Raw genomic sequence first — 16,550 nt, forward strand, 5'->3', positions numbered from 1 at the left:
GTTGTCTAATGGGCTCGTGTCGCTGTTTTGGGATCCGGCGGATAGAGTGGCGCTGTGACAGAGCCTCTGGTGCGGCGGATGCGGGAGTTCGGCACGACCGTCTTCGCCACGATGACGAAGCTGGCCGTGGAGACGGGCTCGATCAACCTGGGCCAGGGCTTCCCGGACACCGACGGGCCGGAGCGCATGCTGGAGCGCGCGGTCGAGGCCGTGCGGAGCGGTCTCAACCAGTATCCGCCCGGACCGGGCCTCCCCGAGTTGCGCCAGGCGGTCGCGGAGCACCGCAAGCAGTGGTACGGCCTCGCCTACGATCCCGACGGGGAGGTCCTCGTCACCGTCGGCGCCACCGAGGCCATCGCCGCGGCGATCCTCGCGCTCTGCGAACCGGGCGACGAGGTGGTCGTCTTCGAGCCCTACTACGACTCCTACGCCGCGGCCGTCGCGCTCGCGGGAGCCGTGCGCAGGGCGGTCACGCTGCGTGTCGACGCGGGGCGGTTCACCTTCGACCCGGCCGAGCTGGAGGCCGCGATCACGCCCCGCACCCGCGCGATCCTGGTGAACTCGCCGCACAACCCGACCGGGACCGTGTTCACCCGGGAGGAACTGGAGTGCGTCGCCCGCGTGTGCCGCGAGCACGACCTGATCGCGGTGACCGACGAGGTCTACGAGCACCTCGCCTTCGACGGCGTCGAGCACGTGCCGCTGGCCACGCTGCCCGGCATGCGCGAGCGCACGATCATGATCTCCTCCGCGGGCAAGACCTTCAGCGTCACCGGCTGGAAGACCGGCTGGGTGTGCGCTCCGGCGCCGCTCGCGGGCGCCGTGCAGGCGGTCAAGCAGTTCCTCACCTACACCGCGAACGCCCCCTGGCAGGCCGCGGTCGCGTACGCCCTGCAGGAGGAGATGGAGTGGGTCGCGGCCCAGCGGGCGGCCCTGCAGGCCAAACGGGACCGCCTCATGACGGGCCTGGCGGAGGCCGGCTTCGACGTGCTCCGGCCGTCCGGCACCTATTTCGTGCAGACCGACATCAGGCCGCTCGGCTTCACCGACGGGCTCGACCTCGCCCGGCGGCTGCCCGAACTGGCGGGAGTCGTCGCGATCCCCACCCAGGTCTTCTACGACCACCCGGACCGTGGCCGCCACTTCCTGCGGTTCGCCTTCTGCAAGCGCGACGAGGTCATCGACGAGGCCGTCACCCGCCTCCGCCGCCTCGGCAGCTGACGAATTTGATGACTGAGCGTCAGGTTATCTTACTCTCCGCTGATGGTATCACAGTGATACCGGCCCGTACCATCGGAGGCATGGCAATGACGCTGCGTCTGAGTGACGAGCAGACCGAGGCCCTCCGGCGGCGCGCGGAGAGGGAAGGGCGGAGTATGCAGCAGATCGCCCTTCACGCGATCGACGACTACCTCGCCCGCGTCGCCGACGACGAGTACACCGACCTGCTGGCCGAGAAGGGGGCGCAGCGTTTTGCGGACCTCCTGCGCAGGCTGGGGGAGTGATCCGCTACATCTCCCTTGAACAGGGGCTGAGCATCGCCCGCCGGGCGACGGGAGCGCCGATCGAGGTTCGTGACATCGGGCTGCTGGAGGCGGCGCTGCTCCGCCCGCGGACATCGGTGTTCGGACGGGACGCCTACCCCGACGTCTTGACGAAGGCGGCGGCCATCCTGCACTCGATCGTGTCCAATCATCCGTTCGTGGATGGCAACAAGCGCGCGGGGTGGCTCACGATGTACGTCTTCTGCGCGAAGAACGGGCTGGAGATCGATCCGGAGGATGACGACGCCGCGTACGAGTTCGTGATCGCGGTGGCTTCGGGCAAGCTCACCGAGGTCGACGAGATCGCGGACGTGTTGCGCGGCTTCACCGCCTCCTGAGCACGCGGACCGTGCCGAAGGCGAGGAGCGGGGTCGCCAGCCACAGGAAGGGCACCGCGGTTACCATCCAGGCGCGCGCCACGGCGGTCAGCAGCCAGTAGATCCCGATCGCCCAGTAGACCTGGGCGTTGGCGCGCAGGCGGGGCAGGTCGGCCTCCGGCCGGTTCAGCCGCTGCGCCAGCACGAGAGTGAACAGCGCGCCCTGGGCGAGCAGCAGGACGGCCTCGTTGCCGGCGAACAGGCCGGTCGCCAGGGCCCTGCCGTCCTCCGGGAAGTGACCGGCGTTGGCCTCGCCGAACAGCGACGTCGTGTACGGCAGGAAGGCCACGAAGAACAGCAGCGGAATGTGCAGCAGGAGCATCGACTGGGACACCCGCTCGATCTGGTCGAACAGCGTGTGATGGGCCCGCACCTGAGGCGTCGACATACGGATCTCCATTGAAAGGGGGGCAGTGGTGAGCATTCCGGCAGAGGCCGCCGGGACGGGAACCGAGCCCGCAGCTCGGTGCCGGGCTTGGTGAAATCTGCTCATGGATGCGGCAGGGGTGGGCGGAACTCGCCAATGAAGGCCCGTGTGGGGCTGGATAGTTTCCGGATGTGGGCGGACGCGTACTGATCGCACTCGGCGGCAACGCCATGACGGCTCCGGACGGGAGCGCGTCACCGGCGGACCAGCACCGGGCGGTGGCCGAGGCGATGACCCACGTGGCGGCGCTCATCCGGGCCGGGCACGAGGTGGTGCTGACCCACGGAAACGGCCCCCAGGTCGGCAACATCCTGCTGAAGAACCAGCTCAGCGCGGGCGTCGTGCCGCCCGTGCCGCTCGACTGGTGCGTGGCGCAGACGCAGGGCACGATCGGCACGCTCATCATGAACGCCCTGCAGCGGGAGCTGGGGTACGCGCGGGTCGCGGCCGTCGTCACCCGCACACTTGTGGACGCGGACGACCCGGCGTTCCGGGACCCGGTCAAGCCGATCGGGCGCTACTTCGACGAGGACGAGGCGCGCCGGTTCGAGGGGCAGGGCCAGGTCTGGCGGCGCTTCGAACGCGGCTGGCGGCGGGTGGTCGCCTCGCCCCGGCCGGTGGAGATCCTGGACGCCGCCGCGGCCGTCGCGCTGATCGGGGCCGGGTTCACGGTCGTCGCCGCCGGGGGAGGGGGAGTGCCGGTCGTACGCCGGCCGGACGGCGTGCTGACCGGGATCGAGGCGGTGGTCGACAAGGACCTCGCCGCCGCCGCGCTCGCCGTCGCCGTCGGCGCCACCGACCTCGTGATCGCGACCGACGTGCCGTACGCCTCGGCGGACTTCGGCACACCCCGGGCCCGTCCGATCGGGGACGTCGACGTCGCCGCGCTGCGCGCGTTGCAGGCGGCCGGTCACTTCGCCGGGGGCAGCATGGGCCCCAAGGTGGAGGCCGCCCTGCGCTTCGCCGAGGAGAGCGGCAACCAGGCGGTGATCACCTCGCTGCACCACATCGGGGCGGCGTTGTCAGGAAATATCGGGACCAGGGTGTCCAGAGGGGTGGAGGGATAGTGCCGGATCCGATCGAGGTACGGAAGGTCCCCATCGAGAGCGTCACCGACGCCTCCGGGCTCGCGAAGCTGATCGACGACGGGGTGATCGAAGCGGACCGGGTGCTGGCGGTCGTCGGCAAGACCGAGGGCAACGGCGGGGTCAACGACTACACGCGGATCCTCGCCGACCGGGCCTTCCGCGAGGTGCTCGCCGCGAAGGGCACCCGTACGCCGGAGGAGATCGCGCAGGTGCCTCTGGTGTGGTCCGGCGGCACCGACGGCGTGCTCAGCCCGCACGCGACCGTCTTCGCGACGATCGACCCCGCGAAGGCCGTACGCACCGACGAGCCCAGGGTGAGCGTCGGCGTGGCGATGAGCGAGGTGATCCTCCCGGAGGACATCGGCAGGCCCGCGATGGTCGAGAAGGTCGCCGCCGGGGTGCGGGAGGCCATGAAGCTCGCGGGGATCGACGACCCGGCCGACGTCCACTACGTGCAGACCAAGACCCCGCTGCTCACGCTGTCCACGATCACCGACGCGAAGGAGCGCGGGCAGACGGTCGTCACCGAGGACACGCTCAAGTCGATGGACATCTCCAACTCGACCACGGCGCTCGGCATCGCGGTCGCGCTCGGGGAGATCCCGATGCCGTCGGCCGAGCAGATCCACAAGGACCTGTCGCTCTACTCGTCGGTGGCCTCGTGCTCCAGCGGTGTGGAACTCGACCGGGCCCAGATCGTCGTGGTCGGCAACGTGCGCGGGATCGGCGGGCGCTACCGGGCCGGCCACTCGGTGATGAGGGACGCCCTGGACAGCGACGGCATCTGGGAGGCCGTCGCGAACGCCGGGATCGACCTGCCCGAGCGCCCCCGTACGGACGACCTCGGCGGCCGGCTGGTCAACCTGTTCATCAAGTGCGAGGCCGACCCGTCCGGCCGCGTACGCGGGCGGCGCAACATCATGCTCGACGACTCCGACGTCCACTGGCACCGCCAGATCAAGGCGACGGTCGGCGGGGTGGCGGCGAGCGTGACCGGAGACCCGGCCGTGTTCGTCTCCGTGGCGGCCGTCCACCAGGGGCCGTCCGGCGGGGGCCCGGTCATCGCCATCGCGGATCTGGGCTGACATCCGGGCACGGCCCGAAAGGTAGGGTCGGGAGACGTGCCATCGATTCCGCAGCCCCTGCGCCCCGACGACGAGGGCGGCGCCGACGCGGCCGTGGCGGCGGCGCTGTCGGCGTTCGAGGCCGGTACGGCGACCGCCGCCGACGTCCTGGCGGCGCTCGCCGGGACCCGGCTGCTGGTGCCCGTGGTCGCTCTGCTGACCGAGTCGGAGGTCGGCGAGCACGGCCTGCGCCAGGAGAAGGAGAGCGAGATGGCCCTCCCCAAACTGGTGGGTAAGGACGGCCGTGAGGCGGTGCTCGCCTTCACCGGCGCCGAGCCGATGCGCCGGTGGCGGGCGGACGCCCGGCCGGTGCAGGCGACCGCTCCCCAGGTGTGCCAGGCCGCACGCCACGAGAACGCCGCCGCCGTGGTCGTGGACGTGGCCGGGCCGGTTCCCTTCGTGATCGAGGGCGGCATGCTGCACGCTCTCGCGACGGTGGAGGAGGCGAGGCGCGACGCCGGCGCCGTCGACCGCCTCACCAGGGAGGTGCCGGACGCGACGGTCGCCCGGTTCGGCGCCGATGAGGACGCACCCCGCCGCCGCTGGTGGAACCGCCGTCGCACCTGACCCCGCAGCGCGGGGCTCACGCGCCACGCCTGGTCGCCTCCGGTTCTCCACAGGAGGGCGGCCGTCCACAGGGCCGTGCTCGGACCATGCGGGTCCGGCGCACGGGCGTTAGGGTCGGCCGCGTGTCCCTCCCCGTCATCGTCGCCGCCGCCGTCCTCGGCCTTGTCGCGGCCGCGTACGCCCGGGCGTTCGCCACGGGCTTCGACGCGCGGCCCGAGGAGAGGGGCCGGGTGGAGCCGGGCGGCCACCGGGCCGAGGTGGTTCGCGCGTTCGCGTCGGCGGTACGCGCGGTGCCGCTGCCCCGTCCGCCGTACCTGCTCGAAGGCGTGACCGCGCTGGCCGCGGCGCTGGCCGCCTGGCTGGTCCACGACGGCTGGGTCCTGGCTGCCTGGTCGTACGCCGTGGTGGCCGGCGCCGCGCTCGCGGAGATCGACCGGAGGACCTGGCGGCTGCCCGACGCGATCACGCTGCCGTCGTACCCGATCCTGGTGGCCCTGCTCGCGCCGTCGGGCCGCCTGCTGCCGGCCCTGGCGTCGGGGTGCGCGCTCGGGGCCGTCTACGCCGTGCTGTGGTTCATCCGCCCGGCCGGTCTCGGGCTCGGTGACGTCAAGCTGGCCGGGCTGATCGGCCTGCTGACCGGCGCGCTCGGCACGCAGTCCGTGATCGTCGCCGGGATGGCCGGGCAGGTGCTCGGCGCGCTGTACGCCGTGGGACTGCTCCTGGCGCGCAGGGCCACCCGGACGACCGAGTTCCCGTTCGGCCCGTTCATGCTCGCGGGCGCGCTGGTCGCGCTGTGTCTCACGAACGCGGCCTGACGAGCCGTGTCCGGCGCACGGTCTCTGACGAACCGGGCCCGATCAACTGTGAACGACGTACCGGGCCGGGTGGACCTGGACCGATGGGCCGGGGGCGGGCACATGGGTGTCGGGGTGACGCCGCAGTCGGGCGCACATGGAAGACTGGTCGTCATGCTGCGCTGGTTGACCGCCGGGGAGTCACACGGCCCCGAGCTTCTCGCGATCCTGGAAGGCCTCCCCGCCGGAGTGTCGGTGACCACCGCCGACCTCGCCGAGGCGCTGCGCCGCCGCCGTCTCGGATACGGCCGCGGGGCACGGATGAAGTTCGAGCAGGACGTGGTGACGATCTCCGGAGGCGTACGGCACGGCCGCACGCTCGGATCGCCCGTCGCCATCCGCATCGGCAACACCGAATGGCCGAAGTGGGAGACCGTGATGGCCGCCGACCCGGTGGACCCGGCCGTCCTGGAGGGTCAGGCGCGCAACGCGCCGCGGTCCCGGCCGCGTCCCGGCCACGCCGACCTCGCGGGCATGCAGAAGTACGGCTTCGACGACGCGCGGCCGGTGCTCGACCGGGCCAGCGCGCGTGAGACGGCCGCCCGCGTGGCGCTGGGCCAGGTCGCCCGTTCCTTCCTCAAGCAGGCTCTCGGCGTCGACATCGTCAGCCACGTGGTCTCGATCGGCGAGGCCGTCACGCGCCGTGACGTGATCCCCGGCCCGGCCGACCTGGAGGCGGTGGACGCCGACCCGGTGCGCTGCCTCGACCCGGACGGGAGCGCCGCGATGATCGCCGAGATCGACAAGGCGCACAAGGACGGCGACACCCTCGGCGGGGTGGTCGAGGTCGTCGCCTACGGCCTGCCGCCGGGCCTCGGCAGCTACACGCACTGGGACCGGCGCCTCGACGCCCGTCTCGCCGCCGCGCTGATGGGCATCCAGGCGATCAAGGGCGTCGCGGTCGGCGACGGCTTCGAGGCCGCCCGCCGCCCCGGGTCCCGGGCCCACGACGAGATCGAGAACACCGCCGAGGGCGTCCGCCGGATCACCAACCGGGCCGGCGGCGTCGAGGGCGGCATGACCAACGGCGAGCCGTTGCGGGTCAGCGCGGCGATGAAGCCGATCTCCACGGTGCCCCGGGCGCTCGCCACGGTCGACGTGCTGACCGGCGAGGCGGCCAAGGCCCACCACGAGCGCTCGGACGTGTGCGCCGTCCCGGCCGCCGGGATCGTCGCCGAGGCCATGGTCGCGCTGGTGCTCGCGGACGCGGCGGTCGAGAAGTTCGGCGGCGACTCCGTCGAAGAGGTGGCGCGCAACCTGGCGGGCTACCTGTCCTCCCTGGTGATCAAGTAATAAGGTCAGTGATCATGCAATCGGCGTCCAACGGCCCGGCCGCGGTCCTCATCGGCCCGCCAGGTTCGGGCAAGTCAACGGTCGGTCGGCTCCTCGCGGACCGTCTCGGCCTGCCGTTCCGCGACACCGACGCCGACGTCGAGGCCGCCGCGGGCAAGACCGTCAGCGACGTGTTCGTGGAGGACGGCGAGGAGCGGTTCCGCGAGCTGGAGGCGGAGGCCGTGCGGTCCGCATTGGCCGATCACCCCGGGGTGCTCGCGCTCGGGGGCGGCGCGATCCTGCACGAGGCCACCCAGGAGCTGCTGGCCGGCCACCGGGTCGTCTACCTCCAGGTCGGGCTCGACCAGGCGGTCAGGCGGGTCGGCCTCGCCTCGGCCCGGCCGCTGCTCGTGCTGAACCCCCGCAGCCGCCTGCGGACGCTGATGGAGGAGCGCCGCCCGATCTACGAGCGGCTCGCCGCGGTCGTCGTGAAGACCGACGACCGCGAGCCGGAGGACGTCGTGGCCGAGATCGAGGGGGCGCTGTGACCGCGACCCGCATCACCGTCGGCGGTGAGAGCCCCTACGACGTCGTGGTCGGCGCCGGAGTGCTGCCGGAGCTGCCGGGCCTGCTCGACCCGAAGGTCCGCACGGTAGCCGTCATCCACCCCGCCGGGCTGCCGGAGATCGCCCGGCCCGTACGCGAGGCCCTGGAGGCCGCCGGGCTGGAGGTCGTCTCGCTGCCCGTGCCGGACGGCGAGGAGGCCAAGACGGTGCACGTCGCGGCCGAGCTGTGGTCGGCCTTCGGCCGGTACGGCATCACCCGGTCCGACGCGGTCGTCGGAGTCGGCGGGGGAGCGACCACCGACCTGGCCGGGTTCGCGGCGGCGACGTGGCTCCGCGGGGTGCAGGTCGTCCAGGTGCCGACCACGCTGCTGGCGATGGTCGACGCGGCCGTCGGCGGCAAGACCGGCATCAACACCCCCGAGGGCAAGAACCTGGTCGGGTCCTTCCACCCGCCCAAGGGCGTGCTGTGCGACCTCGCCACGCTGACGAGCGTGCCGCGCGACGACTACGTCGCGGGACTCGCGGAGATCATCAAGGGTGGGTTCATCGCCGATCCGACGATCCTGCTGCTCGTCGAGGACGATCCCGCCGGCGCCCGCACCCCCGAGGGCGAGCACACCCGGGAGCTGGTCGAGCGCAAGATCCGGGTGAAGGCCGACGTCGTTGGCGCCGACCTGCGGGAGAGCGGCCTGCGGGAGATCCTCAACTACGGCCACACCCTCGCCCACGCCATCGAGCGGGTCGAGGACTACCACATCAGGCATGGCGAGGCGGTGGCCATCGGGCTCGTCTACGCCGCCGAGCTGTCCCGGCTCGACGGCCGGGTCGGCCGCGACCTCGTGGACCGGACGCGCTCCATCCTGGAGTCGGTCGGGCTGCCCACCACCTACCGGGCCGCGGCCTGGCCGCGCCTGCGCGAGCACATGCGGGTGGACAAGAAGGCCAGGGGAGCCGTGCTGCGGTTCGTCGTGCTCGACGACGTCGCGAGGCCGGCCCGCCTGGAGAACCCCTCCGAGGAGCTCCTGGAGGCGGCGTACCAGGAGGTGGCCCGATGAGGCCGGTGCTCGTCCTGAACGGCCCCAATCTCGGACGCCTCGGCAGCCGGGAGCCCGACGTCTACGGCGCGCAGACCTTCGAGGACCTGTCGGCCCTGTGCCGCGACGCCGGCCGCGAGCTGGGCCTGTCGGTCGAGGTCAGGCAGACCGACGACGAGGCCGAGCTGGTCGGCTGGATCCACGAGGCCGCCGACAGCAAGACCCCGGTGGTGCTCAACCCCGCCGCGTTCACGCACTACTCCTACGCCCTCCGCGACGCGATCGCGCAGCGTACGGCGCCGCTGGTGGAGGTGCACATCTCCAACCCGAACGCGCGGGAGGAGTTCCGCCACACCTCGGTCGTGGCGGCGGTGGCCACCGGGACGATCGCGGGGTTCGGCATGCGGTCGTACGAGCTGGCGCTGCGTGCGATCGCCGAGATGGGCGAGTGACGAAAGAAGGGTCCATGGGGTACCGGTCGTACGTGGCGGTCGGAGACAGCTTCACCGAGGGTCTTAACGACCCCCTCCCGGACGCGCCCCCTCCGGCGCCGGGGGAGGTGGTCCGCTATCGGGGGTGGGCCGACCGGGTCGCCGAGCGGCTCGCGTCGCTGGAGCCGGAGTTGCGCTACGCCAACCTGGCCGTGCGGGGGAAGCTGATCGACCAGATCGTCGCCGACCAGGTGCCCGTGGCCGTCGAGATGAAGCCGGACCTCATCAGCTTCTGCGCCGGTGGCAACGACCTCATCCGTCCGGGCAGCGATCCCGACCGGATGGCCAAGAAGCTCGCCGCGGCCGTGCGCGACCTGCGGGCCACCGGCGCGGACGTCGTGCTGTTCACCGGCACCGACCCCCGCGACACGCCCATCATGCGGCGCGTGCGCGGCAGGTTCGCGATCTTCTACATGCACGTCCGCTCGATCGCCGACCTGTACGGCTGCCACCTGGTGGACATGTGGTCGATGCAGGGGCTGCGCGACTGGCGGGCCTGGAGCGGGGACCGGCTGCACATGAACGCCGAAGGCCACCGCCTGGTCGCGGCGAGGGTCCTGCACGTGCTCGGCCTGCCCGGCGAGGACGACTGGCGCAAGACCTGGCCGCCCCGGGAGACGGTGAACCCGAGGGCAAAGCGCCAGGAGGACGTGCAGTGGCTCAGGGAGCACTTCGGCCCCTGGATCGGCCGGCGGCTCCGCGGCACCTCCTCGGGCGACGGCCTCGCCCCGAAGCGCCCCGATCTCAGCCCTCTGCCCCCGTCCACCTCCTGACGATGACGTCGAGGTGGCGGCGCGCGGGCTCGCGTGGCGGCGCGTTCCGGCGCGGGCGGGTGTGGCTGCTCGCCGCGCTCGTGGCTCTGCCGATCGCGGCGGCCGCCGTCGTGGCGGTGGCCTACCCCGCGGTCGCCGCCGCCACCTGCCCCGGCTGTTACGGACTGGAACGGCTGGCGGGGGACGTCTACGCGGAACAGGGCCTGCCGCCGTACCGGAAGCGGCAGGTGGTCTCGGCCGTGGAGGAGGCGGAGCGGCGCGTCCGCGACTTCTACGGAGACAGGCGGGCCTCTCCGCGGATCCTCGCCTGCCTCAGCGACCGCTGCTACCGGCGGATCGGCGGCGGCGGGGAGCGGGGCGTCGCGGTGCTGAACCGCGCGGTGATGCTGTCGCCCTCGGGCGTGGACCCGGTCATCGCCTCCCACGAGATGTCACACGTCGAACTGCACGCCCGGCTTGACGCGGGAGCGGAGGTGCCGCAGTGGTTCGACGAAGGGCTGGCCGTCCTGGTCTCCGGCGACCCGCGGTATCTCGCGCCCGAGACCGCGCCGGGTACTGAGCCCGACACCGCGCCGGGCACCGCGGCCGACCGCTGCCTCATGAGCACGGACGCCCCGCTGCCGACGACGCTGGACGCCTGGTTGCGGGCCGCCGGCGCAGACGGGAACACCTATGCCCGGGCGGCGTGCCGGGTGAGCCGGTGGGTCGCCGCCAACGGCGGGCCGCACGTCGTGCTCGACCTCGTCCGGCGGCTCGACGCGGGCGAGACGTTCGGCGCGATCACGGGGATGTGAGGGAGCGCCCGGCATCGCGGAGAGCGAGCGGGCCGAGGAGGCGGAACTCGGCGGTCAGAGGTCGGCGGTCAGGCGGCGCAGGGCCTCGCGGACCTTTGCGGGGTCGGTGGTGCGCCAGTAGGGCGGCAGCGAGTTCAGCAGGAACCCGCTGTAGCGGGCGGTGGCCAGCCGGGGATCGAGCACCGCGACGACGCCGCGGTCGTCCATCGAGCGCAGCAGGCGGCCCGCCCCCTGGGCCAGCAGCAGCGCGGCGTGGGTGGCCGCGACCGCCATGAAGCCGTTGCCTCCCTTGGCCGCGACGTGCCGCTGCCGCGCGGAGGCGAGCGGGTCGTCGGGGCGCGGGAACGGGATCCGGTCGATGATCACCAAAGTCAGCGACGGCCCCGGCACGTCGACGCCCTGCCACAGGGAGAGCGTGCCGAACAGGCAGGTGGCGGGGTCGCCGGCGAACTGCTTGACGAGCTGTCCGGTCGCGTCGTCGCCCTGGCAGAGCAGTGGCACGTCCAGCCGTTCGCGCAGCGCCTCCGTCGCGGCCTTGGCGGCCCGCATGGAGGAGAACAGGCCGAGCGTGCGCCCGCCCGCCGCCTCGATCAGCTCGGCGATCTCGTCGACGTACGCCTCCGGCAGGCCGTCGCGGCCGGGCTGGGGGAGATGTGTGGCGACGTAGAGGATGCCGCGGCGCGGGTGGTCGAACGGCGAGCCGACGTCCAGGCCGGTCCACTCGCCCGGCCGCAGGCCCCACTGCCGGGCGAGGCTGTCGAAGGTGCCGCCCAGTGCGAGCGTGGCGCTGGTGAGGACGACGGTCCGGTCGCCGAACAGCTTGTCCCGCAGCATGCCGCCCACCGACAGCGGCGCGACCCGCAGGGTGGGCGGGACGCGGCCGCGGCCCTCCTCCAGCCAGACGACCTCCGCCCGGTGGATCTCCTCGGTCTCCGCGTCGCCGCCGCCCGCCGGCCCGCCGGAGTCCGGAGCCCCGGCGCCGGGGGCGTCGCCGCCCGTGCCGGTCCCGCCGGCCGCCGGGCCGAACGCGTCGAGCATCCGCTGCGCGGTGTCGTGGACGTCGTCGAGCACGGTGAAGGCGGCCTTGCGCAGCCCGGCGTTCTCCGGGTCGTCCTTGTCCTTGTTGCGCGGCCCGAGCGCCGTGATGCACGCGAACGCGGCGTCCCGCACCAGAGAGAGCGTCAGCCCGAGCGACTGCGGCAGCGTGTCGACGCGGCCGGGCGGCGCGGCGCCCAGCAGGGCGCGCAGGTCCTCGCCCGCCTCCTGCAGCCGGTCGGCCACCCCCTGCTCGACGAGCCGTCCCGCCCGGCGCACCGCCAGGCTCACCGTGGCCTCGGACAGCTCGCCGGTGACCACGGAGGTGACCCGGTCGGCGAGCTCGTGCGCCTCGTCCACGACGACCACGTCGTGCTCGGGGAGGACGGCGAAGTCCTCCATCGCGTCGATCGCGAGCAGCGCGTGGTTGGTCACCACGACGTCGGCCTCGCCCGCCCGCTCCCGGGCGAGCTCGGCGAAGCAGTCGGCGCCGCTGGGGCAGCGCTGGGCGCCCAGGCACTCCCGGGCGGTCACCGAGAACTGCCGCCAGGCCTGGTCGCTGACCCCTGGCACGATCTCGTCGCGGTCTCCGGTCTCGGTCTCGTCGGCCCAGTCCTGGATCCGCTGCACCATCCGGCCGGTCGCGCTGATTTCGCGCGGGTCGAAGAGCTGGTCGTCCTCGTCCTCGGGCATGCCCGCCGCCGTCTTGTGGCGGCACAGGTAGTTGCGGCGCCCCTTGAGGATCGCGAACTCGGGACGGTGCGGCAGCAGGCCCTCCAGGGCGTCGGCCAGCCGGGGCAGGTCGCGGTCGACGAGCTGGCGCTGCAGCGCGATGGTGGCGGTGGACACCACCACGGCCTTCTTGCTCTCGGCCGCGTGCCTGATCGCGGGCACCAGGTAGGCCAGGGACTTGCCGGTGCCCGTGCCCGCCTGCACGGCCAGGTGCTCCTCGCTCTCGACGGCGTCGCGCACCGCCTGCGCCATCTTGACCTGGCCCGGGCGCTCGACGCCGCCCACCGCGGTCACCGCGGCGGTGAGGAGTTCTTCGACGGGCGGAAGCTCGGGACGGTCCTTTGGCACGGCAGAACGCTACCCCCTGCCACCGACATCTCGTGCGTGCCGCGTTCACCACATCCTGGCGTTCCAGGAACTCCCTCCCGGCCCGCATGGCACACTGGATACCAGTGCTCTCAAGGTCAACGGCGATCTTCCCAGTGAGGTCAAAGAGGACGAAGCGGATGTTGCGCCAGGGTTCCCGGGATCGAGTGGACGAAAAAGGGCTGGTAAAGGCACTATGACTGCCATGTCGGAAGTTGTCCCATTGCCATCGTTCGGCGAGGTGTTCTTCGACGCACGGGGTCAGGACCGCGTGCTCAGGGTCACCTGGCACGACGGCACGCTGGTGCTGAGTCTGTGGCGGGGCGAGATGTGCACGGCCAGTTTCCGTATGCCCATGGACGACGTGGGACGTCTGATCGACACCCTGGACGACGGGTTCGCGGAGGAGGACGTCCCGGACCAGGACGCCGGCACCGGGCCCTTCCCCCGGCAGGCGCCCGACCAGGACGGCTACGCCGCCGCCGGCCGGGAGGCATACCCGGCGCACGCTCAGCGGCAGGAGCAGGAGGCCCAGAGCCGGGACGTCTATCCGGCCCAGGACCCCTACGCGGCCCCGGACCCGTACGCCACGCAGGCCCAGGACCCCTATCCCGCCCACGACCCGTACGCCGCCCCGGTCAGGGACGCGTACGGCGCGCAGGCCGCGGACGCCTACCCCGCTCAGGACCCGTACCCCGCTCAGGACCCCTACGCCGCCCAGGCGCAGGACGCCTACCCCACGCAGGCCGCCGATCCCTACGGCACCCGGCCGCAGGACGGCTACGCGGCCCAGGCCCAGGACGGCTACGCCACGCCGCCCGACGGGTACGCCGCCGGCCAGCCCGGAGACGGCTACGCCACCCGCGATCCGTACACTGCCGACGATCCGTACGCCACGCCGCAGCGCTCCTACGGCCAGGCCCAGGACGGCTACGGCGCCGCCCACGACGCGTACGCGCGGGGCGAGAACGGGTATGCCGCGCCGGACGCCCACCGGGGACACGACGCGGGCTACCCCGAGCAGCCGGCCCGCGGCGACTACCGGAGCACTTACCAGAGCACCTACGAGGGTGACTACCAGGGCGACTACGAGTATCCGGACTTCCCCGGCACGGGGCAGTACGCCCGCCCGCCGGTCCCGCCGCCCGCACCGGCCCCCGAGGCCCACCCCGCCCCGCCCGCCCTCGGCCCCAACGACGTGCTCGTCGCCCGGGGGACCCCCACGCAGGACCGCCTCGTCGCGTCCTCCGCGACCCAGACCGGGCCCCTGGCGGACCCCCGTCAGCAGCCCCCGGCGGTCGACCCGAACGATCCCCTCGGCATCGGCTCCGTCCGGCCGTACATGAACGAACCGCCGCTTTACCACACGGGCGAGCGGCTGCGGCCGGACCAGTGGCCGGCGGGCCAGGGCCCCGACCCGCACGCGGAGCACGAGCGCCACGGAAGACGGCGTTCCGGGCGGACCACCGGGGAGAGCCCGGCCCAGTGGCCGGACGACGGTCAGGAGAACTGGGAGGACGCGCGGGGCTGGTAGGCCGATTTACGGGCCGGTGGTCGGCAGGGGTTCCAGCTGTAAGTAACCTCGTCCTCTGATGGACACCTCAACGGCACTGCAGTTCCTGCTTCTTCCCGCCGGCGCTCTCGCCGTCGCCGCCCTGGCCCGATGGCGGGACTGGTCGTCCCCGCTGCTCCTGGTCGTCGCCGGGCTGGCCGCCTCCTACCTGCCCGGCGTCCCCGACTACAGGCTCGACCCCCACATCGTCCTGCTGGTCTTCCTGCCGCCGATGCTCTACTCGGCGGCGCTGGACAGCTCCTATCTGCGGCTGCGTGACGCCGCCCGGCCCGTCGGGCTCCTCGCGGTCGGGCTCGTCCTGATGACCACCGTGGTGGTCGGGTTCGTCACGCACGCGATGGTGCCGCAGCTTCCCCTGGCCGCGGCCTTCGCGCTCGGCGCGATCATCGCGCCGCCCGACGCGGTGTCCGCGGTCGCCATCGGGCGCCGCCTCGGCCTGCCGCGGCGGGCGCTGACCATCCTGGTGGGCGAGAGCCTGTTCAACGACGCCACCGCGCTGACCGCCTACCGGGTCGCGCTGGGCGCCGTGGCCGGCACGGCCGGGGGAGTGCTGGACGTCGGCGGGCAGTTCCTCCTGGCCGCCGGGCTCGGCCTCGTCATCGGCCTCGCCATCGCGCGGATCGCGGGCCTCGTGCTGCGGCGGCTCGGCGACGCGCTGATCGCCAACGGCGTCTCGCTGCTCGTGCCGTACGCCGCCTATCTGGCGGCCGAGGCCGTGCACGCCTCCGGCGTGATCGCCGTGGTGATCGTCGGGATCTACCTGGGGCACGAGCTCAGCCGGAGCTCGTACGGCACGCGCCTGCTGTCCGGGGCGGTCTGGCGGGTGGTCGACCTGGTGCTGGAGTCCATCGTGTTCGCGCTGATCGGCCTGCAGCTGCGCCCGATCCTCGCCGGGCTGGACGGTCAGCCGCCCGCGCGGCTCGCGACGTACGCCGTCGTGCTGTTCCTGGTGGTCGTCCTCGTACGGGCCGCCTGGGTGCCGCCCAGCACCTACCTCCCGCGGATGCTGTCGAAGCGGGTGCGCACCCGGGAGCCGAAGACGCCGTCGTGGCAGAACGTGGTGGTGACGAGCTGGGCGGGGATGCGCGGCGTGGTGTCGCTGGCCGCGGCCTTCGCCCTGCCCGAGGACTTCCCCCAGCGCAACCTGCTGCTGTTCCTGACGTTCGCCGTCGTCGTCGGCACCCTGATCGTGCAGGGCCTGTCGTTCCCCTGGCTGATCAGGAAGCTCGGGGTCTCCACGGCCAGGGAGCGGTACGCCGACGACCTGGCGGAGGCGGGCGCCCAGCAGGCCGCCGCGTCGGCGGCGCTGTCACGGCTGGAGGAGCTCACCTCCGACGGCGTGCGCGACGTTCACGAGGAGGTCGTCGACCAGCTGCGCACCCGCGCCGAGCGCCGGGCCATGCACGCCTGGGAACGGCTCGGCGGCGGCACCGGCGCGGAGGGCGAGGAGACGCCCGCCGCGCTCTACCGGCGGCTGCGCCGGGAGATGCTCGCCGCCGAGCGCGACGTGTTCGTACGGCTGCGCGACGAGCGCCGCATCGACGACGAGGTGCTCCACCGGGTGATGCAGGAACTCGACTTCGAGGAGGCGACGCTCGAACGCGGCTGAGCGGCTGCCGGGCGGCTCCCGGGCTTACTGGCCGAGGCGCTGGTCCAGGTAGCACCAGCGCCAGTTCTCGCCCGGCTCGTAGGAGCGGACCACCGGGTGGGACGTCTCCTTGTAGTGGGCGGTGGCGTGCTTGCCGGGAGAGGAGTCACAGCAGCCGATGTGGCCGCAGGTCAGGCACTTGCGCAGGTGGACCCAGTGCATACCGAGGTTCAGGCACTCCTGACAGCCTTCCGGCGTGAGCGCGTCGGCCTCGGCGGTCACGAGCAGATGTTCACACGATCCCATGCCGCAGATGCTATGACCCCCACTCGACTGGCCCGGCCG

The 16,550-nt window shown here is 72.9% G+C and carries 18 protein-coding genes; 15 read left to right on the top strand and 3 right to left on the bottom strand.

All coding sequences use genetic code 11. The features are described from left to right. The first annotated feature begins 54 nt into the window (after positions 1-54). The 3 genes from FED44_RS06145 to FED44_RS06155 all read left to right on the top strand — a co-directional run bounded on the left by FED44_RS06145 (position 55) and on the right by FED44_RS06155 (position 1,882). Entirely contained in the window at positions 55-1,221 is a 1,167-nt protein-coding gene (locus FED44_RS06145; protein WP_138460034.1) for a pyridoxal phosphate-dependent aminotransferase, read from the top strand. An 80-nt stretch (positions 1,222-1,301) separates the two neighbouring features. Continuing rightward, entirely contained in the window at positions 1,302-1,505 is a 204-nt protein-coding gene (locus FED44_RS06150; RefSeq protein ID WP_182878217.1) for a FitA-like ribbon-helix-helix domain-containing protein, read from the top strand. Continuing rightward, positions 1,502-1,882 carry a type II toxin-antitoxin system death-on-curing family toxin gene (locus FED44_RS06155; RefSeq protein WP_138460035.1) on the top strand — a complete coding sequence of 127 codons (381 nt, stop codon included), beginning with the start codon at positions 1,502-1,504 and terminating at the stop codon, positions 1,880-1,882. Before FED44_RS06150 ends, FED44_RS06155 begins: the two co-directional genes overlap by 4 nt. On the opposite strand, the gene FED44_RS06160 is transcribed toward FED44_RS06155, so the two are convergent. Beyond that, the gene (locus tag FED44_RS06160; protein ID WP_138460036.1) at positions 1,869-2,309 is read right to left on the bottom strand and encodes a TMEM175 family protein; all 441 of its coding nucleotides are present in this window, start codon (positions 2,307-2,309) and stop codon (positions 1,869-1,871) included. The two genes, FED44_RS06155 and FED44_RS06160, sit on opposite strands and share 14 nt — an antisense overlap. Before the next feature lie 170 nt (positions 2,310-2,479). On the opposite strand from FED44_RS06160, the gene FED44_RS06165 reads away from it, so the two are divergent. The 10 genes from FED44_RS06165 to FED44_RS06210 all read left to right on the top strand — a co-directional run bounded on the left by FED44_RS06165 (position 2,480) and on the right by FED44_RS06210 (position 10,911). Continuing rightward, positions 2,480-3,415 (top strand): carbamate kinase, encoded by a 936-nt coding sequence (locus FED44_RS06165; protein WP_244301751.1) that lies wholly within the window; start codon positions 2,480-2,482, stop codon positions 3,413-3,415. Then, positions 3,415-4,521, top strand: a complete 1,107-nt coding sequence (bar, locus tag FED44_RS06170; RefSeq protein WP_117409492.1) for a barbiturase — start codon at positions 3,415-3,417, stop codon at positions 4,519-4,521. Before FED44_RS06165 ends, bar begins: the two co-directional genes overlap by 1 nt. A 36-nt stretch (positions 4,522-4,557) precedes the next feature. Next, a complete protein-coding gene (locus tag FED44_RS06175) occupies positions 4,558-5,127 on the top strand; it encodes an SseB family protein (RefSeq protein ID WP_138460037.1) in 570 nt (189 codons plus the stop codon). A gap of 122 nt (positions 5,128-5,249) precedes the next feature. Continuing rightward, the gene (locus tag FED44_RS06180) at positions 5,250-5,942 is read left to right on the top strand and encodes a prepilin peptidase (RefSeq protein WP_167521402.1); all 693 of its coding nucleotides are present in this window, start codon (positions 5,250-5,252) and stop codon (positions 5,940-5,942) included. 153 nt (positions 5,943-6,095) lie between these two features. Beyond that, positions 6,096-7,274, top strand: a complete 1,179-nt coding sequence (gene aroC / locus FED44_RS06185; RefSeq protein WP_208758881.1) for a chorismate synthase — start codon at positions 6,096-6,098, stop codon at positions 7,272-7,274. 14 nt (positions 7,275-7,288) lie between these two features. Then, positions 7,289-7,801: a shikimate kinase gene (locus FED44_RS06190; protein WP_117409525.1), complete on the top strand. Its 513-nt coding sequence runs from the start codon at positions 7,289-7,291 to the stop codon at positions 7,799-7,801. After that, complete coding sequence (gene aroB / locus FED44_RS06195) at positions 7,798-8,874, top strand: 3-dehydroquinate synthase (RefSeq protein WP_138460039.1); 1,077 nt, start codon at positions 7,798-7,800, stop codon at positions 8,872-8,874. The genes FED44_RS06190 and aroB overlap by 4 nt, the downstream gene beginning before the upstream one ends. Continuing rightward, positions 8,871-9,305 (top strand): type II 3-dehydroquinate dehydratase, encoded by a 435-nt coding sequence (gene aroQ / locus FED44_RS06200; RefSeq protein WP_117409488.1) that lies wholly within the window; start codon positions 8,871-8,873, stop codon positions 9,303-9,305. Before aroB ends, aroQ begins: the two co-directional genes overlap by 4 nt. Positions 9,306-9,319: 14 nt before the next feature. Then, the gene (locus FED44_RS06205) at positions 9,320-10,117 is read left to right on the top strand and encodes an SGNH/GDSL hydrolase family protein (protein ID WP_117409487.1); all 798 of its coding nucleotides are present in this window, start codon (positions 9,320-9,322) and stop codon (positions 10,115-10,117) included. A gap of 2 nt (positions 10,118-10,119) precedes the next feature. Beyond that, complete coding sequence (locus FED44_RS06210; RefSeq protein WP_208758857.1) at positions 10,120-10,911, top strand: hypothetical protein; 792 nt, start codon at positions 10,120-10,122, stop codon at positions 10,909-10,911. A 54-nt stretch (positions 10,912-10,965) separates the two neighbouring features. Here the strand turns inward: FED44_RS06210 and FED44_RS06215 are convergent, their stop codons facing one another. Then, complete coding sequence (locus tag FED44_RS06215) at positions 10,966-13,026, bottom strand: ATP-dependent DNA helicase (protein WP_138460040.1); 2,061 nt, start codon at positions 13,024-13,026, stop codon at positions 10,966-10,968. A gap of 223 nt (positions 13,027-13,249) precedes the next feature. Here FED44_RS06215 and FED44_RS06220 point away from each other — a divergent pair, with 223 nt between their 5' ends. Both FED44_RS06220 and FED44_RS06225 read left to right on the top strand, forming a co-directional pair. Continuing rightward, positions 13,250-14,578 carry a hypothetical protein gene (locus FED44_RS06220; RefSeq protein WP_133306132.1) on the top strand — a complete coding sequence of 443 codons (1,329 nt, stop codon included), beginning with the start codon at positions 13,250-13,252 and terminating at the stop codon, positions 14,576-14,578. A 58-nt stretch (positions 14,579-14,636) separates the two neighbouring features. Continuing rightward, complete coding sequence (locus FED44_RS06225; RefSeq protein WP_117409484.1) at positions 14,637-16,226, top strand: Na+/H+ antiporter; 1,590 nt, start codon at positions 14,637-14,639, stop codon at positions 16,224-16,226. A gap of 24 nt (positions 16,227-16,250) precedes the next feature. Here FED44_RS06225 and FED44_RS06230 read toward each other — a convergent pair whose 3' ends face one another. Beyond that, positions 16,251-16,511, bottom strand: a complete 261-nt coding sequence (locus FED44_RS06230; RefSeq protein WP_117409483.1) for a UBP-type zinc finger domain-containing protein — start codon at positions 16,509-16,511, stop codon at positions 16,251-16,253. Between the last annotated feature and the right edge of the window lie 39 nt (positions 16,512-16,550).

This window comes from Microbispora triticiradicis, assembly GCF_005864065.1.
GTDB classification, from domain to species: domain Bacteria; phylum Actinomycetota; class Actinomycetes; order Streptosporangiales; family Streptosporangiaceae; genus Microbispora; species Microbispora triticiradicis.

Bases quoted from the DNA above. Each gene is read 5' to 3' on its own strand.
- FED44_RS06225 (WP_117409484.1), top strand. From the start codon at position 14,637: ATGGACACCTCAACGGCACTGCAGTTCCTGCTTCTTCCCGCCGGCGCT.
- FED44_RS06160 (WP_138460036.1), bottom strand. From the start codon at position 2,309: ATGTCGACGCCTCAGGTGCGGGCCCATCACACGCTGTTCGACCAGATC.
- aroC (WP_208758881.1), top strand. From the start codon at position 6,096: ATGCTGCGCTGGTTGACCGCCGGGGAGTCACACGGCCCCGAGCTTCTC.
- FED44_RS06150 (WP_182878217.1), top strand. From the start codon at position 1,302: ATGGCAATGACGCTGCGTCTGAGTGACGAGCAGACCGAGGCCCTCCGG.
- FED44_RS06190 (WP_117409525.1), top strand. From the start codon at position 7,289: ATGCAATCGGCGTCCAACGGCCCGGCCGCGGTCCTCATCGGCCCGCCA.
- FED44_RS06230 (WP_117409483.1), bottom strand. From the start codon at position 16,511: ATGGGATCGTGTGAACATCTGCTCGTGACCGCCGAGGCCGACGCGCTC.
- FED44_RS06205 (WP_117409487.1), top strand. From the start codon at position 9,320: ATGGGGTACCGGTCGTACGTGGCGGTCGGAGACAGCTTCACCGAGGGT.
- aroQ (WP_117409488.1), top strand. From the start codon at position 8,871: ATGAGGCCGGTGCTCGTCCTGAACGGCCCCAATCTCGGACGCCTCGGC.
- FED44_RS06210 (WP_208758857.1), top strand. From the start codon at position 10,120: ATGACGTCGAGGTGGCGGCGCGCGGGCTCGCGTGGCGGCGCGTTCCGG.
- FED44_RS06220 (WP_133306132.1), top strand. From the start codon at position 13,250: ATGTCGGAAGTTGTCCCATTGCCATCGTTCGGCGAGGTGTTCTTCGAC.